The 17,190-nt window shown below is 55.7% G+C and carries 15 protein-coding genes and 1 riboswitch; of the genes, 10 read left to right on the plus strand and 5 right to left on the minus strand.

The window, feature by feature from the left end; all coding sequences use genetic code 11:
• Positions 1-110 precede the first annotated feature (110 nt).
• On the plus strand, positions 111-1,028 hold the full coding sequence (locus Q4501_RS13905) for a carboxylate/amino acid/amine transporter (RefSeq protein ID WP_303596866.1): 918 nt from the start codon (positions 111-113) through the stop codon (positions 1,026-1,028).
• 62 nt (positions 1,029-1,090) lie between these two features.
• Positions 1,091-2,488 (plus strand): sodium-dependent transporter, encoded by a 1,398-nt coding sequence (locus Q4501_RS13910; RefSeq protein ID WP_303596867.1) that lies wholly within the window; start codon positions 1,091-1,093, stop codon positions 2,486-2,488.
• 75 nt (positions 2,489-2,563) lie between these two features.
• Here Q4501_RS13910 and Q4501_RS13915 read toward each other — a convergent pair whose 3' ends face one another.
• On the minus strand, positions 2,564-3,163 hold the full coding sequence (locus tag Q4501_RS13915; RefSeq protein WP_303596868.1) for a hypothetical protein: 600 nt from the start codon (positions 3,161-3,163) through the stop codon (positions 2,564-2,566).
• A gap of 210 nt (positions 3,164-3,373) precedes the next feature.
• Between Q4501_RS13915 and Q4501_RS13920 the strand changes: the two genes are divergently transcribed.
• The 3 genes from Q4501_RS13920 (at position 3,374) to msrB (ending at position 6,859) form a co-directional block, all read left to right on the plus strand.
• Positions 3,374-4,075, plus strand: coding sequence for a response regulator transcription factor (locus tag Q4501_RS13920; RefSeq protein ID WP_303596869.1), 702 nt, complete (start codon positions 3,374-3,376; stop codon positions 4,073-4,075).
• A gap of 3 nt (positions 4,076-4,078) precedes the next feature.
• On the plus strand, positions 4,079-5,584 hold the full coding sequence (locus Q4501_RS13925; protein WP_303596870.1) for an ATP-binding protein: 1,506 nt from the start codon (positions 4,079-4,081) through the stop codon (positions 5,582-5,584).
• Positions 5,585-5,662: 78 nt separating this feature from the next.
• A complete protein-coding gene (gene msrB, locus Q4501_RS13930; RefSeq protein WP_303596871.1) occupies positions 5,663-6,859 on the plus strand; it encodes a peptide-methionine (R)-S-oxide reductase MsrB in 1,197 nt (398 codons plus the stop codon).
• A gap of 19 nt (positions 6,860-6,878) precedes the next feature.
• On the opposite strand, the gene Q4501_RS13935 is transcribed toward msrB, so the two are convergent.
• Together Q4501_RS13935 and Q4501_RS13940 are read right to left on the minus strand one after the other, a co-directional pair.
• Entirely contained in the window at positions 6,879-7,607 is a 729-nt protein-coding gene (locus Q4501_RS13935; RefSeq protein WP_303596872.1) for a 3'-5' exonuclease, read from the minus strand.
• The gene (locus tag Q4501_RS13940; RefSeq protein WP_303596873.1) at positions 7,600-9,474 is read right to left on the minus strand and encodes a DUF294 nucleotidyltransferase-like domain-containing protein; all 1,875 of its coding nucleotides are present in this window, start codon (positions 9,472-9,474) and stop codon (positions 7,600-7,602) included. The genes Q4501_RS13935 and Q4501_RS13940 overlap by 8 nt, the downstream gene beginning before the upstream one ends.
• A 225-nt stretch (positions 9,475-9,699) precedes the next feature.
• Here Q4501_RS13940 and cobU point away from each other — a divergent pair, with 225 nt between their 5' ends.
• A complete protein-coding gene (gene cobU / locus Q4501_RS13945) occupies positions 9,700-10,215 on the plus strand; it encodes a bifunctional adenosylcobinamide kinase/adenosylcobinamide-phosphate guanylyltransferase (protein ID WP_303596874.1) in 516 nt (171 codons plus the stop codon).
• On the opposite strand, the gene Q4501_RS13950 is transcribed toward cobU, so the two are convergent.
• Together Q4501_RS13950 and cobT are read right to left on the minus strand one after the other, a co-directional pair.
• The gene (locus Q4501_RS13950) at positions 10,196-10,819 is read right to left on the minus strand and encodes a histidine phosphatase family protein (protein WP_303596875.1); all 624 of its coding nucleotides are present in this window, start codon (positions 10,817-10,819) and stop codon (positions 10,196-10,198) included. The two genes, cobU and Q4501_RS13950, sit on opposite strands and share 20 nt — an antisense overlap.
• Before the next feature lie 14 nt (positions 10,820-10,833).
• Positions 10,834-11,904, minus strand: a complete 1,071-nt coding sequence (gene cobT, locus Q4501_RS13955) for a nicotinate-nucleotide--dimethylbenzimidazole phosphoribosyltransferase (RefSeq protein WP_303596876.1) — start codon at positions 11,902-11,904, stop codon at positions 10,834-10,836.
• 155 nt (positions 11,905-12,059) lie between these two features.
• Here cobT and cbiB point away from each other — a divergent pair, with 155 nt between their 5' ends.
• The 4 genes from cbiB to Q4501_RS13975 all read left to right on the plus strand — a co-directional run bounded on the left by cbiB (position 12,060) and on the right by Q4501_RS13975 (position 17,172).
• Positions 12,060-13,013 carry an adenosylcobinamide-phosphate synthase CbiB gene (cbiB, locus tag Q4501_RS13960; protein WP_303596877.1) on the plus strand — a complete coding sequence of 318 codons (954 nt, stop codon included), beginning with the start codon at positions 12,060-12,062 and terminating at the stop codon, positions 13,011-13,013.
• Positions 13,004-14,020 (plus strand): threonine-phosphate decarboxylase CobD, encoded by a 1,017-nt coding sequence (cobD, locus tag Q4501_RS13965; protein WP_303596878.1) that lies wholly within the window; start codon positions 13,004-13,006, stop codon positions 14,018-14,020. The genes cbiB and cobD overlap by 10 nt, the downstream gene beginning before the upstream one ends.
• Before the next feature lie 35 nt (positions 14,021-14,055).
• Positions 14,056-14,266, plus strand: a riboswitch (cobalamin riboswitch).
• Between the two features lie 162 nt (positions 14,267-14,428).
• The gene (locus Q4501_RS13970; protein ID WP_303596879.1) at positions 14,429-16,249 is read left to right on the plus strand and encodes a TonB-dependent receptor; all 1,821 of its coding nucleotides are present in this window, start codon (positions 14,429-14,431) and stop codon (positions 16,247-16,249) included.
• A gap of 23 nt (positions 16,250-16,272) precedes the next feature.
• On the plus strand, positions 16,273-17,172 hold the full coding sequence (locus tag Q4501_RS13975; protein ID WP_303596880.1) for a cobalamin-binding protein: 900 nt from the start codon (positions 16,273-16,275) through the stop codon (positions 17,170-17,172).
• Positions 17,173-17,190: the final 18 nt, after the last annotated feature.

Raw genomic sequence — 17,190 nt, forward strand, 5'->3', positions numbered from 1 at the left:
TCTACCTGAACGTGAGAGGCATCGTTATAGGGGGTTGTCGCGCAAAGACGCTGAAACTCCCTTTAAAACCCGCTAAAGTACACGCCCGATTCATACAGATGGCAGTCAATATGGGACTCCTGGTTTTTGTAACAGTACTCTGGGCTTTTTCCTTCAGCCTGATTGGCGAGTTTCTTGCCGGTCAGGTCGACAGCGATTTCGCGGTACTCAGCCGGGTGTTACTGGCAACGTTGATATTCTTGCCGTTTACCCGCTGGCGGGGCGTGCCAGGAGGGCTGAAGCTGGGTGTGCTGGTAACAGGCATGTTGCAGTTCGGTATCACGTATCTGTGCCTCTATCGCTCGTTCAGCTACCTGACGGTGCCGGAAGTCCTGCTGTTCACCATATTCACCCCCCTCTACGTAACTCTGCTTGACGATGCCCTGTCTCGCCGGTTCTCCCCTGTTGCTCTGATTGCAGCTGCAATAGCGACGCTCGGTGCCGGTATCATTCGCTACGACGGGCTCAGCGAGGATTTCATTACTGGCTTCCTGCTGTTGCAGGTTGCAAATTTCACCTTTGCGGCGGGTCAGGTGGGCTACAAGCATGTAATGCAGCGTTTCCCGGTTGATCTCCCCGCGTATCGCACCTTCGGTTACTTCTTCATGGGGGCACTGACCATTGCTTTGCCTTCCTTTATCGTGTTCGGAAACGCCGAGCGCCTGCCGGCGACCGCGTTGCAGTGGGGCATTCTGACCTGGCTGGGCCTGGCAGCGTCCGGGCTCGGGCTCTTCCTATGGAATCGTGGTGCCTGCCGTGTGGATGCCGGCACACTCGCTATAATGAATAACGCCCTGGTGCCCGCCGGATTGTTGGTAAACCTGCTTATATGGAATCGCGATGCGGACCTGGTGAGGCTTGCAGTGGGCGGGGGCGTTATCGCTCTGTCCCTGTGGTTCAACGCACGCTTGCATCCGCGGGCCCGGCTGGCCGGTACTGGCATCCCGGAGCCAGTGCTGGCAGAATCGCCCCCTAATCGCCGGGGCTAGTGGCGGATCCGTCACACCGGCTCTCTTTTAAGCTTCCTTAGCCGAAAGCACAGGAACACAACATGACTCAGCTTAACCCGGCCTCGGGTAACGATACCGGGGCCGCTCGCGGCCTCTGGTCTTCCCGCTTTGCATTTATCCTCGCAGCAACCGGATCCGCCGTTGGCCTCGGCAACATATGGAAATTTCCTTATGTCACGGGCGAGAATGGCGGCGGCGCCTTTGTTCTGGTTTACCTGCTGTGTATTGCTATTATCGGTGTGCCGATCATGATGGCCGAGATTTTCGTGGGTCGCAGCGGCCGTCACAACCCGATTGGCAGCATGCGTCTGGTTGCCGAGCGTAACCTCAGTTCGCCGGCCTGGCGTATTCCCGCCGTCATCGGGATGATCGCAGCGTTTGCAATACTTTCCTTCTATTCCGTTATTGGTGGCTGGGCCGCTTCTTACATAGGCCACGCGGCCATGGGCGACTTCACCGGCGGTAATGGGGACTCCATCGGCGAGCTGTTCAGTGGTTTGCTGGCCAGCCCGAAGCAACTTCTGGCATGGCACACTTTGTTTATGGCTTTAGTTGTGCTGGTGGTATCCCGCGGCCTGAAAGGCGGCCTGGAGCGCGCTGTGACAATTCTGATGCCGGCGCTTTTTCTACTGCTGCTTATTGCAGTTGGCTACGCCACCACCACTGGCCATTTCAGCGAAGCTGTAAGTTTTCTGTTTACGCCAAACTTTGAGGCGCTGACCATCAACGGTGTGCTGATTGCTTTGGGTCATGCGTTTTTTACGCTCAGCCTGGGCATGGCCATTATGATGGCGTATGGCTCATACCTTGGTCGTGACGTGCCCGTAGGACGCACAGCGGTGAGCATTGCGTTGATGGATACGGTTGTTGCTTTGTTGGCGGGCCTGGCGATTTTTCCGGTGGTTTTTGCCAACGGTCTTGAAGCCAGTGCCGGGCCTGGGCTGATTTTCCAGACCTTGCCATTGGCGTTCGGTAATATGCCCATGGGCAGCCTGTTCGGCACGCTTTTCTTTGTGTTGTTGTTGTTTGCTGCCTGGACTTCCGGCATATCCTTGCTTGAACCCGTAGTGGAATGGGTTGAGGAAAACACCAGCCTGGAGCGCTCGGGCAGTGCCATTGTTGTTGGTGTGCTTTGCTGGCTTCTGGGTATTGCCTCTATCCTGTCGCTGAACGTCTGGTCTGGTTTCGCACCACTCGACATGTTCGCGCGTTTTGAAGGCAAGACGATTTTTGACTTGCTGGACTTCTTTACGGCCAACATCCTGTTGCCTTTGTCCGGTTTGCTGACAGCGATCTTTGTTGGCTGGTTTGTTGCCAAAGAATCCCTGAAAGCTGACGTGAAACTGAGCGAGGGTGCGTTCACCTTGTGGCTGTACTTGTTGCGCTTCGTTACTCCGGTAGCGGTTGTGATTGTGTTTGTTTATAACTTGCTAGCGTAAAAGCTGTGGAAAAAAGAAAGCCCGGATGGTCATAATTCCTTCCGGGCTTTTTTGTGCATGAAGCCTGCGTAGAAATCAGTCTTCGTCATCTTCTGCGATAGCTCGCAGAGCCTCCAGGTGAGGCTTCACGGCTTCAATGTCGGCCGAGGGAGCCGCGCTGGCCTGCTGTGTCATCCCGAGGGCGGCCTGCATTGACGCTCGCATCTGGGCCTTTTGCTGCGCGCTCATGTGAGGGCTGTTCTCGATCTCAGCCATGGCGCTTTCCATTTCTTTTTCGATTGCGGGATTCTGGCCTGCCATTTCAATCGCTATCCAGGCGCCGTAAATACGATCACCTGTGGCCGCCCACTCGTCGAGGTTATTGAAGCCGTGATCCTGGACCAGGTCTTCCAGGCGATCGTATGCCTCCTCGCCTTTTAACTCTTCAATGGACGATGAGAAAATTTTCGAAAAATCCGGTGCTTCATTGTCCTGAAGGGTTTCGTCGTCCTGTCGGTCGTCCAGATCTTCAAATTCTGGCTCCAGAGCCTGAGCTTTTTCCAGGGTCGTTATGAAGGAGCGGATTTCTTTATCGGTCAGGTTTTCAGCGTGGGCACTGAACGATATCAGAGACAACATGAATGCCAGCACGGTGATAAGCTGGCGGTAATAAGAGTTGGGCTGTTGAGGGTTCATAGAGCTCTCCTTGATGGTGGGTTTCCGGTTCCGTCCGCCCGGAATAGTTAATAGCCTAGGCCCAAATACAGGTACTGCCAAGCCATAGGCTCCGGCTTTTCTCTGGTAACTTTCCTGTGTGACAGATTCGTGAAGTTTTCGCGTTAGACTGCAGGGCAAAACCCCACCATGATGGGGGGCGAATAGCCCAGACAAGCAAGCCGGAGAGCCATGACAAGAACGGTATTAATTATTGAGGATAACCCTGGGATCGGGGAGCTGGTCAGCATGCAAGTCAAGGATCTGAGTATGCAGCCGGTTTTGGTCGACCGGGGAGATGATGGCCTTGAGCGATTTAAAAAGGGCGACATTGATCTGGTTATTCTTGACCTTATGCTGCCGGGGATGGATGGCCTTTCAGTGTGCCGGGAAATCCGTGCGACTCCGGGCTATGTTCCAGTGCTTATGCTGACAGCGAAAAGCACAGAGCTGGACCGGGTGCTTGGCCTCGAAATGGGCGCAGATGATTACCTGACCAAGCCCTTCAGCGTTGCCGAACTGGCAGCCCGCATCAAAGCCCTGTTTCGTCGAGTTGATGCGCTTTCTACCCGCGTAAACGAGCAAGTGAAAGCAGAGGAGGTGGAAGTGGGCGGGCTCAGGATAGACCCTGACCGACGCCGGGTGTTTGTTCATGGTAGCGAAGCGGAGCTCACTGCCCGTGAATTCGACTTGCTCTGGCACTTTGCCTGCAATCGGGGACGTGTATTCAGTCGCGCACAGTTGCTGGACGCCGTATGGGGTTACAACCATGAGGGCTACGAGCACACAGTGAATACCCACATCAATCGTCTACGCAACAAGATTGAAACCAATCCGGCCGATCCCCGTTATGTGCAGACGGTGTGGGGAGTCGGTTACCGGTTTCTGGACTGAACTATGGCACGCCCCCTGTTTCAAACCCTGTATGCACGGCTGGCCCTCGGCCTGTTCCTGCTGCTCGTGACTGTTGGCGGACTATTTACCGTGCTGAGTCTTTACTCGGTGCGGGAGTATAGCGCGGCGGTGAACCAGGCGCTCAACCGCGACCTGGCCAGCCATCTGGTTTCTGATCGCAACCTGGTTACCGGCGGCAGGATTAATCATAGCGAGCTGGAGCGCCTGTTTGAACTCTATATGACCATCAATCCCAGCATCGAAATCTATTTGCTGGACCAGGAAGGGCTCATTCTTTCCTATTCTGCCAACCCGGCCAAAATCAAGCGTAAGCACGTATCTTTGGAGCCTATTCACAGGCTCCTGGAAAATCCGCAAGCTTACCCTCTGCAAGGCGACGACCCGCGAAGCCATGATCGACGCAAAGTCTTTTCTGTAACCCCGGTACCCAATGCGGAGAATCCCACGGGTTATCTGTATGTTGTGCTTCGGGGTGAAGAATATGATTTCGTAGAAAGCATGGTCCACAGTGATCGTCTCATGCAGATGGGCGGTGGCGCTCTGGGAATCAGCCTTTTCGTGGGGTTGCTGGCGGGGCTGGTATTCTTTCGACTGCTTACACGACGTCTGTCCCGGCTGACCGCTCGTGTGGAGGCTTTTGAAGCGGAAGCAAAAGGGGCCATGAATACTGGTGACGCAGAGGACAACGGTGTTGCCGGGGATGACGTGGATTATTTGGCTGCCAGGTTTGATCAGATGGCTGCCCGCATTGCCGGCCAACTGGAGTTGCTGAAAGACAAAGATCACCAGCGCCGCCAACTGGTGGCCCAGGTGTCCCACGATTTACGCACTCCTTTGGCATCCATTCAGGGGTATCTGGAAACGCTGGGTATGAAACAGCAGGAGCTGAGCCCTGAGGAACGCCGGCGTTTTCTGAATGTGGCGTTGGCTGAAACTTTGCGTCTCAGCAAGCTTGTGGACGAACTTTTTGAACTGGCAGCTTTGGATGCTCGTGAGCGGCAACCCTTTGCGGAGCCGTTCATGCCGGCGGAACTTCTGCACGATGTAGTGCAAAAGCACCGGCCGAAGGCAGAACAGGCGGGCGTTACCCTGAGTATTGTTAGCGTGCAACCTGCGATGGTACTCGCAGATATCGCCATGACCGAGCGGGTTCTGGATAATCTGATAGGTAACGCGATTGATCACTCACCGAAGGACGCCAAGGTCGAACTGAGTGTGTCGGCAGATAGCGATGGTGTCGAAATCTGTGTTCGTGATGGCGGGGAAGGCATTGCCTCAGCGGACATTGAGCATGTTTTTGATCCGTTCTATCAGGCGCCTGGTGCCATCCGTAACGGACATGCCGGGCTGGGCCTTGCTATTGCCCGCCGGATGGCGGAATTGCAGCGAGGGAAAGTCTCTGTTGAAAGTCAGCCGGGGGCCGGCGCCAGGTTCAGTTTCTGGCTGCCTTTGGCAGATTCGACGGCAAAAGAATCCACGGCGTTATAGATTCGTAAGAATTAAGGAACGTTTTGGTGAAATCACGGCGATAGCATGGCTTATGTTATTTCTGTCAGGAGAGTTGTTATGAACCGAAAAATACTCGCTATGGTCACCGCGCTGCTTGTTGCGGTTACCGGCGCTTTCTATGCCGCCGTTGCCACAGCCGAAAAGACCGCGGTTGCCACCAACGAATACGCGCCTTCAGACCCTGGCCTGAAAGTCGCCACCTTCGCCGGGGGTTGTTTCTGGTGTGTGGAAGCTGGTTACGAAAAGATTCCAGGCGTGGTGGAGGCTGTCTCTGGATATGCAGGGGGAGATGAGTCCGATCCAAGCTATCAGCAGGTCGCTTCAGGCAGCACGGGGCACACCGAAGCGGTGCAGGTTTACTATGACCCGAAAGAAATCACTTACGAGGGTTTGCTGCAAGGCCTCTGGCGGATGATGAACCCGACGGATGCAAATGGTCAGTTTGTCGACCGTGGGAAGCAGTATCGCCCTGCGATTTTCTACCACAACGCTGAACAGGAGCGTATGGCAGAAGCGGCTAAAAAAGAACTGCAGGCCTCAGGTGTATACGAAAACCCGGTGGTGATCGAAATTACGCCATTGAAGACTTTCTATGCGGCTGAGGGGTATCACCAGGATTACTACAAGAAAAATCCGGTGCGCTACAAGATCTACACGTTCAATTCCGGCCGTTATCAGTTCATTGAAGATGTGTATGGTGAGGATTACGAGCTCGACTTCAGTCAGTTCAAGCCAGCGGCCAAAGCTGACGATAACGCTGGTATGGCAGAGGGAGAGCAGGCAGGGATGAAAGGCTTTGATCCGCAAACCTTCGTCAAGCCGGATGCAGAGACCCTGAAACAGCGTTTGACCAATACGCAGTATGAAATAACGCAGAACGACGGCACCGAGCGAGCGTTCAATAATCCCTACTGGGATAACAAACGCCCGGGCATTTACGTGGATATTGTATCGGGCGAACCGCTGTTTTCCTCCCGTGACAAGTATAAGTCCGGAACCGGCTGGCCGAGCTTTACCCGCCCGCTGAGCTCAGACATGGTCGTGGAAAAGGATGATACCAAGTTCTTCATGACGCGTACCGAGATACGCAGTCGCTTTGCCGATTCGCACCTGGGCCACGTGTTCAACGATGGCCCGGCGCCCACCGGTCTGCGCTATTGCATGAATTCAGCCGCAATGAAATTCATCCCTTTGGAAGACATGGCTGAAGCAGGCTACGGTGACTGGATTGCTCAGGTGAAGGGCGAGCAATAAGCCTGGCAGATTCGGGGCCTCAGAGCCACAAATCGCCAATAGGCGTTTGCGGGCTGAAGTGATGACGTATCTGGGCCTGCAGCAGTTCCGCCGTGGCAATGGCATCAATCAGCGCGTTATGGGCAGCGTAATGAGGCAGCCCATAACGCGTCCTGCTGTCGGCCAGGCGAATAGATATCGGTTTTTCACCAATCAGACGTTTGAAGAATGAAGGCTGCCGGTTCGGGTGCAGGTGCGCTTCAATGGCCATGGTATCGATTACCGGAAAACGTATGCCTTCATTCAGGCGGTACTGCAGCGCGACATTCAGGAACGGCCGTTCAATATGGCGGAAATGTACCACGGGAATACGGCCATTCAGGCTGGCAAAGACGTCATCAAGTATCTCTGACAGGTCCGGTGCTTCTTCTATGTCGGCGTGGGTGATGCCATGAAAGGTAACCGACACCTGGTGTAATGGTAATCTGGGGCAGACAACCCAGTGCCTGGCCTGGCTAAGGTCAATGGCATCCAGCGTAAAGGGCACCAGCCCAATACTGACAATAGAGTGTCCTTCCGGGTCTAGGCCGGTGGTTTCAAAGTCCAGCGCCACCAAGGGTACTTCCGAGACATGTGTGTCGGGAGACACACAGCCGGCTTCGTAAAAAGCCTTCAGTACGCTTGCCTTGGCACGGTTTGCCAGGGCATGGTATTGCGCCGGCCACGGCAGGCGTTTGATCTCATCGGGCACGGTTGGCACTTCAGACATGCCGTGCCACCTGGGTGTTGTAACGGAACCTTAAAAACTTCTGGGCGTTGCTGACAACCTGGAAAGCATCCTTAAGATGGCTGCGCTCAAATGGCGACAGGTCTTCTGGTCTCACGTTGTTATCCGGTTCTTCGCCTGCCTCCAGCGACAGCGCCTGATGGCGAATACGAACAATAGAGATAAACTCCAGTGCGTCTCGCAGGTTGCCCAGATCGTCTTCAACAATAAGTTTGGTTTTGCTGATACTTTTCAGCCGCTCAAAGGAATTCTGTGCCCGGGATCCACAGGCCAGAGCGTGAATTCGGATAAGGTCAGACAGTGGAGCTGTGCCCCGACGCTTCAGGTTGAAGGTCTTCTGATGCTTGCCGTCTTCCTCGAGCACAAACGTGCGGAAAAAGCCTAGCGGCGGTGTTCGGTTGAGTGCATTGCGCGCCATGAGGGTCAGGAAAAGCTGGCTCTTGCTTGCCTTGTCTGCAACCAGAGTTTTGAGCTCTTCAGCAAATTTCGTATGGCCATGAATGCCGTCCAGATCGAAGAAGATGTTGCTGTTGAGCAGGGCTTCTGCCTTGGGGTTATCAATCCAGTCAGTAAAGTAATTGCGCCAAACCTTCAATGGCTGGCGCCATTTCGGGTTGGTGGCCATGATATCTCCGGTGCAGTAGGTATAGCCGCACTCCGCCAGACCATCGGACACAAACTTCGCCAGCGCCAGAAAGTACTCATCGTGCTCTTCCGGCACGAAACTGTCGTCAAGAATCATGGCATTGTCCTGGTCTGTTACCACCAGCTGCTCGTCCCTCGCCATGGAACCCAGTGCCATGAAGCAATACGGGATGGGTGGTGGGCCCAGTTCTTCCTCGCCCAACTCCAGCAGGCGTTGAGTAAAGCTGCGCCCAATGCCGGCCATGGCGCTGCCAATCATGTGCGAGTTGGCATCTTCATTCACCATGCGAACGAAGCTGTCACGTACATCATGGCTGATCTTTTTCAGGCCTTTTACATGCTGCTGGTGGTAGATATTACTTACCAGGTACAGGCTGCTTTGGCTTTCGTACTTCACAATGTCCGCAAGCGCTACCACACCACGCACTTCATGGCCGTCCACCACCGGGAGATGGTGCACATTGTTATGCAACATGGTCAGCATGGCTTCAAAAATATAGCTACTGGCACGTATGGTAATCAGCCCTTCAGACATGATTTCGCTGATCGGTGTTTCTGAGGGAAGCGCTTCGGTCACGGCCCGGGTACGAAGATCACGGTCAGTGATGATGCCCGCCAGGCGCGCGTTTTCACCCTCGCCATCCATTAACAGCAGAGCCGATACACCGTTATCTGTCATTATGCGCGCAGCTTCCTGCAGTCGCACGGTTGTTGGGGCAGACACGGTTTTTCTGGAAATCAGGCGGGTTACGCGGGACGTCATCAGTTCGTTGGATTTCTCTCTGCGCGAGAGTGCAGAGCGCAAGCGGCTGCGATCTTCAATTTCCACAAAGTCTGCAAAGTTTTCGTCGTTTTCAAACAGATAATGAAAGGTATCCGCTGGAATGCGGTAAAGCAGGGTATCTTCCAGTGCCTTTGCCGGGAACCGCACCTTCCGCTGCATCAGCAGGCCGAACTGGCCGAAGATCTCCCCTTCCCCTATTCGGTTATAGAGCTCACCGGACCGGCGAAAAATTTCCACAGCACCGCTGCGCACATAATACATGTAGGTGCTGGCCTGCCCGGTTTCCAGTATCTGGGTCCCCGCACGTACATAGCTGATTTCAATACTGGCCGTGAGCTGATTGACCAGCTCCTCCGGCATGTCGTCAAACGGCGAATGCTGGACAAGGTGGTTACGGATGTCGATCAGTTCAGGCTGCATGCGGTCTCCCAGGTGGAATAGAAAATGCCTTCGCAAAACTATAGCAGAAACCCGAGGTTGGGCGGTGGAGCCTCAGTCAAAAGACGGTATCATCTCAAGGCTGGTCTGGTGCCGGTCAGTCACTTCGGCGCGGGTCAGGTCATGGTCTTGCCTGTGGGGCGCTTTTGCTTTGCGGCGCAGTCACCGGTTAGCATTCTTTTTTGGCTCTAAGAGAAACACGCGAACATGCATACCCTGGTTCTTGGCGGCATCCGTTCCGGTAAGACTGCACTTGCAGAGAAGTTGGCGTCCGACTCAGATAGCACGGTGGTGTACCTTGCTACAGCAACTGCGGGCGACGAGGAAATGCGGGCGCGTATTCAACGTCACCAGCAACAGCGCCCGCCTGCCTGGGGACTGGAGGAGGAGCCTCTGGCCCTGGCCGGGGTTCTTGGCCGCCATGCACAAGCCCCTGACGCGCCCTGCCTCCTGGTGGACTGCATGAGTCTTTGGGTAAGCAACCTGCTGCACGCGGGAGCGGAAACATTTGCCCGGGAGAGGACAGCGTTTTTGGAACAGGTGAGCAGCTATCCCGGTGACCTGGTGATCGTCAGTAACGAAGTCGGATTGGGCACTATCGGGATGGACCCACTTACTCGCCGCTTTGCTGACGAGCTGGGTTGGTTGAATCAGGCGCTGGCAACGCTGAGTGGCAAGGTGGTGATGAGTATCGCTGGCTTGCCTATGGTTTTAAAGCCGTGAAGACTCCGTGTGCCACGAGGCTCTGAAACCGCCCGTGGACCGAGGTGTTGACCTGAATCCTGCTGCGACAGGCATAAGGCGTCGTCAGCCCGGAGAACGCATGTTCCAGCGGAATGTTCATAGCGTCAGCAACGATCATCCGTATCACGCCACCGTGGCAAACAATCAGAATGTTCTGGCCGGCAAGCGCCTGCTGCCAGTGGTGCCAGCACTCTACAACACGCTCGTTGAAGTCCGTTACCCGCTCACCACCCGGGGGTGTGTTGGTAACCGGGTTAGCCCAGAACTGGCTGAGCTTCTCTCCATCGCTGGCCATTACTTCATCTGCGGTGCGGCCTTCCCATTCCCCGAAACTGATTTCCCGGAGGCGTTCGTCAGTGTGCAGTGGGATCTGCAGGCGGTTCGCCAGTTCCCGTGCAAAGTGAGCGCAGCGCTGCATGGGTGAGGTGAGAACTGCATCCCAGCGGTCGGCTCCGGTAATGGCGCCGCGCATTTGCGCCCATCCAGTGTCGCTCAGGGGGTCGTCTTTGCTACCACGGTACATGGGGCCGCCCTCGGGTTCGCCGTGGCGAAGGAGGTCGAATACCGTTGTGCTATCAACCATAGTGACTGTCCTTTTTATTGCTGCTCTTTATCGCTGACCCCAGCGTCTGCAAAGCTGGCCATGTTGTTGTGCAGCTCACAGGCAATTCTCAGAAGAGGAACGGCAACGGCAGCTCCGCTACCTTCGCCAAGGCGCATTCCGAGATCAAGCAGGGGCTCCGCCTTCAGAGCATCCAGAACAGCCTGGTGGCCGGGTTCGGCAGAGCGGTGGGCGAATAGCAGCCATGAACGGACGCCGGGTTGCTGGTTGACCGCAACCAAAGCGGCAACCGAAGCAATGTAGCCATCTATCAACACTGGAATAGATCGCGCCGCGCATCCGGCGATGGCACCCGCCAAAGCTGCAATCTCAAAACCACCAAAAGCTTTGAGTACAGCGATCGCATCCTGGCCATCGTCATCGTTATCGTGGCGTTGAATAGCAAGGATGATGACTTCAGCTTTGTGACGGACACCGGCCAAATCCAGACCCGTACCTGGCCCGGTCAGCTTCATCGGGTTCTTTTCCATCAGCGCGCAGGCAACGGCCGTTGCCGAAGCCGTATTCCCTATGCCCATTTCACCACCAATAAACAGTTGGCAGCCGTTATCTGCAGCTCTTTGTGCCGTGGCGTCACCGTGGTTCAGGGCGGCGCTGGCCTGCTCAGCAGTCATTGCATCGATTACCGAAAAGTTACGAGTACAAGGCGCAATGTGAGCATCTATCACACCGGGTAAACCGGGAGGCACGTCCGAGACTGTGCCAAGATTGACAACTTCGAGCTCCGCGCCCAGCGATTTTGCCAGCACACTGATGGCGGCGCCACCACGGGCAAAGTTGGCAATCATTTGTGCCGTAACCGCCTGAGGATATGCTGAAACTCCCTCCTCACAGATACCGTGATCGCCTGCAAACACGCTGATCTGGACACGATCAAGCGCTGGAGTGGCTGTGCCCTGAAGGCCGGCGAGCTGAATCGCCGCGTTTTCCAGCTTGCCCAGTGAACCGGCGGGCTTGGTTAGCATGCTTTGCCGCTGTGCGGCCTGCTCAAAGAAACGCGCCTCGGGTTGCCGGGGAGGGGTGGTCCAACTGCTGGGAAACGACATTACACATACCTTTATGCATCAAAGTACCGTAAATCAGGGTCTGCTTACGGTTAGCGGGGCTTGGGTTCATTGGAGTAAGGTGTCGGATGATACTCCGACCGGGTGCAATGAGGTAGGCTTGAGGGCTTAACCTTCTCTTTGTCCCTGGAAAATCTGTGTTGTTTGCTCCTTTCGTAGTCTGTGTGTTGGCTCTTGCTCTTGACCGTATGCTGGGCGAGCCTCGCCGCCTGCACCCGGTTGTCGGGTTCGGGCGCCTGGCGGCGGTTGTTGAAAAGACGCTTAATGTCACACCCGGCACACCCCGTCGTAGCCTGTGGGCAGGCTGTTTAGCGGTGCTTGTGCTAACGGGGCCGGTGTTGTGCCTGGCGGTCTGGGCGACCGTGGTACTAGATGGTTTGTTGCTTTTGCTGGCTCAGGCAGGCGCGCTCTGGCTGGCTATGTCGCTTCGCGGGCTGGCTGAGCATGGCCGGGCGGTAGCCGAGCCACTGCATGAGGGCGATCTTGCCGGAGCACGTGAGCAGGTCAGCCGCATTGTCAGCCGGCAGGCAAGCGCACTTGATGAACAAGGTGTAGCCGCCGCAGCCACTGAGTCCATGCTGGAGAATGGGGCAGATGCAGTGTTTGCCAGCCTGTTCTGGTTTGTTGTTGCGGGAATTCCCGGTGTTGTCATGCATCGAATGGTGAATACGCTGGATGCCATGTGGGGATATCGCAACCCGCGGTTTCTGTATTTTGGTCGGGCGGCCGCGCGACTGGATGACGTGATGGGATGGGTTCCGGCAAGGCTGACAGCCTTCACGTATACGGTGTTGGGCAATCGTAAGCTGGCCTGGTGGTGCTGGCGCAATCAGGCGCCACAATGGGATAGCCCCAATGCGGGACCCGTTATGGCTGCGGGCGCTGGGGCACTGAATGTCCGGCTTGGCGGACCATCACCCTATCCGGGTGGCATGAAACAACGCCCGATTCTGGGCGGTGGGCAAGACGCGAGCCCGGCAAGCGTTGAGTCAGCCATCAAATTGGTGAGCCACGGTATCTGGCTCTGGCTTGGTATTTTGCTCGCCGCTACAGTGCTTGTCTTTTTAGTGGTGTGGGTAAAATGGTGTTAGACCACGGTGGGCGGTTGAACGAAGCCGCAAAACGCTGGGGCATTCCCCGTTCAGAGTGGCTTGATTTGTCCACCGGCATAAACCCGGTTGGCTGGCCAGTGCCTGACATACCGGCTGAGGTGTGGCAAAGGCTGCCCGAAGCCGATGACGGGCTGGAGGAAGTTATCCGCGAGTGGTCTGGTGCGTCGCCCTCAGCAGCCTGCGTGCCAGTGCCTGGCAGCCAGGCGGCTATTATGGCTTTACCGGGATTGCGTAACCCCTGCCGTGTCGGCATTCCCGAACCTGGTTACCGTGAGCACGGGTATAACTGGCGCAACGCCGGTCATACGACCATACCCATCGGGCCCGAACAGACCCGCTGTGGCCTTTCAGGTTGCGATGATCGCTGGCTTGACCAGGTCGACGTACTGGTCTGGATTAATCCCAATAACCCTACCGGAAAAATTATTCCTCCCTCCACATTGCTACGCTGGCACCAGCGGTTGCAAAAGCGAGGTGGCTGGCTGGTTGTCGATGAGGCATTTATGGATGCCACGCCGGCGTTCAGTCTCTGTACCCAGGCCGGACGGCCGGGTTTGATCGTTCTTCGTTCGCTTGGAAAGTTTTTTGGCCTGGCGGGGGTACGGGCGGGTTTTGTTCTTGCGGATGACTGGATTGCGGGCAACCTGAGGCAGGCACTTGGACCCTGGGCTCTTAGTGGCCCGGCGCGGTATGTGATGCGCCAGGCCTTGCGGGATAGAGGCTGGCAAAACAAGGCGCGCGTCAGCTTGCAACAGAATATGGGTAGGCTGAGGGAAGTGCTGCAGGAAGCCAGGCTCACTCTTGTGGGTGGCACCGTTCTGTTTCAGACGGTTCGTGCAGACAATCCAGTGATCCTGGCAGATCAACTGGCTGCACAGGCGGTGCTGGTCCGGGTTCTTGACCAACCGGGGATGCTCCGGTTTGGCGCGCTTGCCAATGAGAAACAATTGAGACAACTCATGGGCGCTCTTGCGGTCAGTACCTGAGATTAGTCATTGACCAGACATTAACGCGTTGTTAGCCTTTGAGCTCGTTTGTAGGTGCTGTTGTAGCGCAATCATCGTCGCTGCCGCAGTGAAACGGGAAGCCGGTTAAAGTCCGGCACTGCCCCCGCAACGGTAAGTGAGAGAGCGGCGAAGAGAGATGCCACTGTGCGCAAGCATGGGAAGGTTACGCTGCTCGGTTGTATAAACTCACGAGTCCGGAGACCGGCCTGTAAACACACCGAGCGCTGCGGAGGGCAGTTACGGTGGGTAAACACCGGCCTGTTTTACGGGATTTCCCCACCTTAGAAAAGCTTCACTCTGGTCATCTGCCAGAATTAGCTCCCCCCTTTGCAGAGCACCTAACAATTGGCCATGCGGGTGCGCGTGGCGAGTCTGTGAGTGCATTTAATGAAAGTTTCCCTGTCAGTTGCCAGTGTTCTGGTATTCCCTTTTGCATTTAGTCCCCTCTCGATTGCGGTTGCGCAAGAAACCCAGTCTTCTCAGTTAGATCCGATTGTTGTCACAGCAACCCTTGGCCCCAGGACGGTCGGCGAGAGTCTTGCCTCCGTTACCGTGGTTGATGAAGAAGAAATTCGGTCCAAAGCTCCTGCCGAGTTTTCCGATCTGCTGCGCGCTCAGCCAGGCATCAGCGTGACCGGTAACGGTTCTTTCGGAAAGACAACAAGTGTGTATACCCGTGGCGTCCAGAATGCCGGTACCGTTTTACTTGTTGATGGCGTGAAACTGCATTCTGCAACGGGCGGCGGTGCGCCATGGCAGTATTTCCCCACAGAGCTCATTGAACGAGTGGAAATTGTGCGGGGCCCCCGCAGCTCGCTCTATGGAGCAGATGCCATGGGTGGTGTGGTGCAGGCGTTCACACTGGATCCCGAACAGGGTAAGCGAGGCTGGGTTGAGGCGGGTGCAGGAAACTTTGATACCCAAAAGGTCAGTGCCGGTGCTTCTGCTTCGGTCGGCAATACACGCTTCAGCCTGAGCGGCCTGCATAAGGAAAGCGACGGCACAGCGATTGTTGAAAACGGCGAAGACAAGGGTTTTCGCAATACCGCCGGGCTTGGCCGGGTAGTGCACGCTCTGGATAACGGCGGTGAAGCGAGCATCATGCTGCTGCAATCTGAAGGGAACACCGAGTACGAGGGCGGCAACATTGATTACATGATCCGCACTATTGGTCTTGGGCTGATGACACCGCTGAGTGAAAGCTGGCAAATGGGTATTCAGTTCGCGGAATCCCGCGATGAATCGGAGTCGTTCAGCACCTATGGTGAAAGCACCTATAACACCCGATTGCGAGAGGCCCGGTGGGATAATACCTTTTCTTTCGATGTCCATGAGCTGGTTGTAGGCGCTGAGCTGCAGCAGGATGAAGTTAGCAGTTCACAAAACTATAGTGAAACCTCGAGAACAAATACGGCACTGTTCAGCCAGTTGCGTCTGAATTTTGGCCCGGTGGATGCGCAGCTGAGCCTTCGCGGCGACGACAATGAAGCCTACGGAACCAATGAAACCGGAGGGGTGGCGCTCGGTTATAAAATGGACCGATCTCATCGCCTGCGTGCGAGCTATGGCACCGCGTTCAGGGCCCCCACATTTAATGACCTCTACTGGCCTCTGTCATTCAATTACCAGGGCAATCCCGACCTGGAGCCGGAGGAGTCCGAAAGCTATGAGCTTGGTGCCAGCGGTAACTATCAACGATGGTTTTGGGATCTTGCCTTGTATCAGATGGATGTCGACAACCTGATTGGTTCCGGGCAGATCGGGGGTGTTGATACACGGGTGAACGTGGATGAGGCGAGAATTCGTGGAGCAGAGTTTGGCGGCGGTTATGAATATAACGGCTGGCGTGCAGCGGTGGCACTCACTTATATGGACCCTGAAGACCGTGATACCGGCAACCAACTGGCCCGCCGCACCAAACAATCGGCCCGTATTGACCTGGACAAGGCCGTCAATAACTTTGCGTTTGGCGGCTCTGTGGTCGCCGAAGGACATCGCTATGATGATGCCGCCAATACAGACCGACTGGCCGGGTTTGGAACTATTGACCTGCGCGCCGGCTGGGATTTCGCACCCAACTGGAATACCCGCCTGACGCTCGCCAATGTGCTGGATAAGGAATACTCGACCGCCAGATATTTTGATGGTCGGAAATACATCGCTGCAGGTCGAACAGCCATGCTGTCGGTTCGTTACGACATACAGTAAACCTCGAAGGCAGGAGTATGTGTGTGAGTGTTCACCGGCAGAGTATCAGAGTTGCACTGGGCTTTTTGATCGTGTTCGTTGTGCAGACTCTGTCGGCCGGCGAGGTACAACGATGCGCTATTGATGACATGGGCAAGGAACTCTGCCTCCCTGCCCCTGCTCAGCGCATAATCACTTTGTCTCCGGGGGCGACGGAGCTGACATTTGCGGCCGGTGCCGGTGCCAAGGTGGTTGCGGTCGTTAATTACAGCGATTACCCCCCGGAAGCTCTCAAATTGCCCTTGGTTGGCAGCCACACCCGGGTGGATATGGAGGCGCTGCTCGCGCTCAAGCCAGACCTGGTTGTCACTTGGGTAACAGGAAACCCACCGGCACAGATTGAGCTGCTAGGAGAATTGGGTATTCCCATGTTTGCGATCGAGCCTCGCACTTTCGAAGGGGTTTCCAGTGTTATTGAACGGCTTGCCACCCTGGCGGGAACTGAACAGGCGGGCCTGGCTGAAGCCGAGCGTTTTCGCGTGGGTATTGCCGCTTTGTCAGAGCAGTACCGTAATGCAGAACCAATACCTGTTTTCTATCAGGTCTGGGAGCAGCCTTTGATGACCATCAACAACGATCACCTGATTGGTAAGGTGCTTCAGTTGTGTGGTGGTGTAAATGTATTCGGCGAAATGCCGCGGCTGGTTCCCCGAATCAGTTCTGAGGTTGTGCTGCAGGCCGATCCCCACGCCATTCTCACTGGAAGTGTTGAGGGTGTCAGTGATGGTCAGCTGGATAGCTGGAAGCAGTATTCGGAGCTGACCGCCGTGAAAAAGAAGAATCTCTTTTTTGTGCCGGCCTCACCCATTTCACGGCCTACGCCCAGATTGCTTGAGGCCACCAGAATTGTTTGTGACTACCTGGATAGTGCACGTGAGCATTGATAACACAGAGATGAACCG

This window comes from Marinobacter sp. 2_MG-2023, assembly GCF_030546935.1.
In the GTDB taxonomy this organism is placed as follows: domain Bacteria; phylum Pseudomonadota; class Gammaproteobacteria; order Pseudomonadales; family Oleiphilaceae; genus Marinobacter.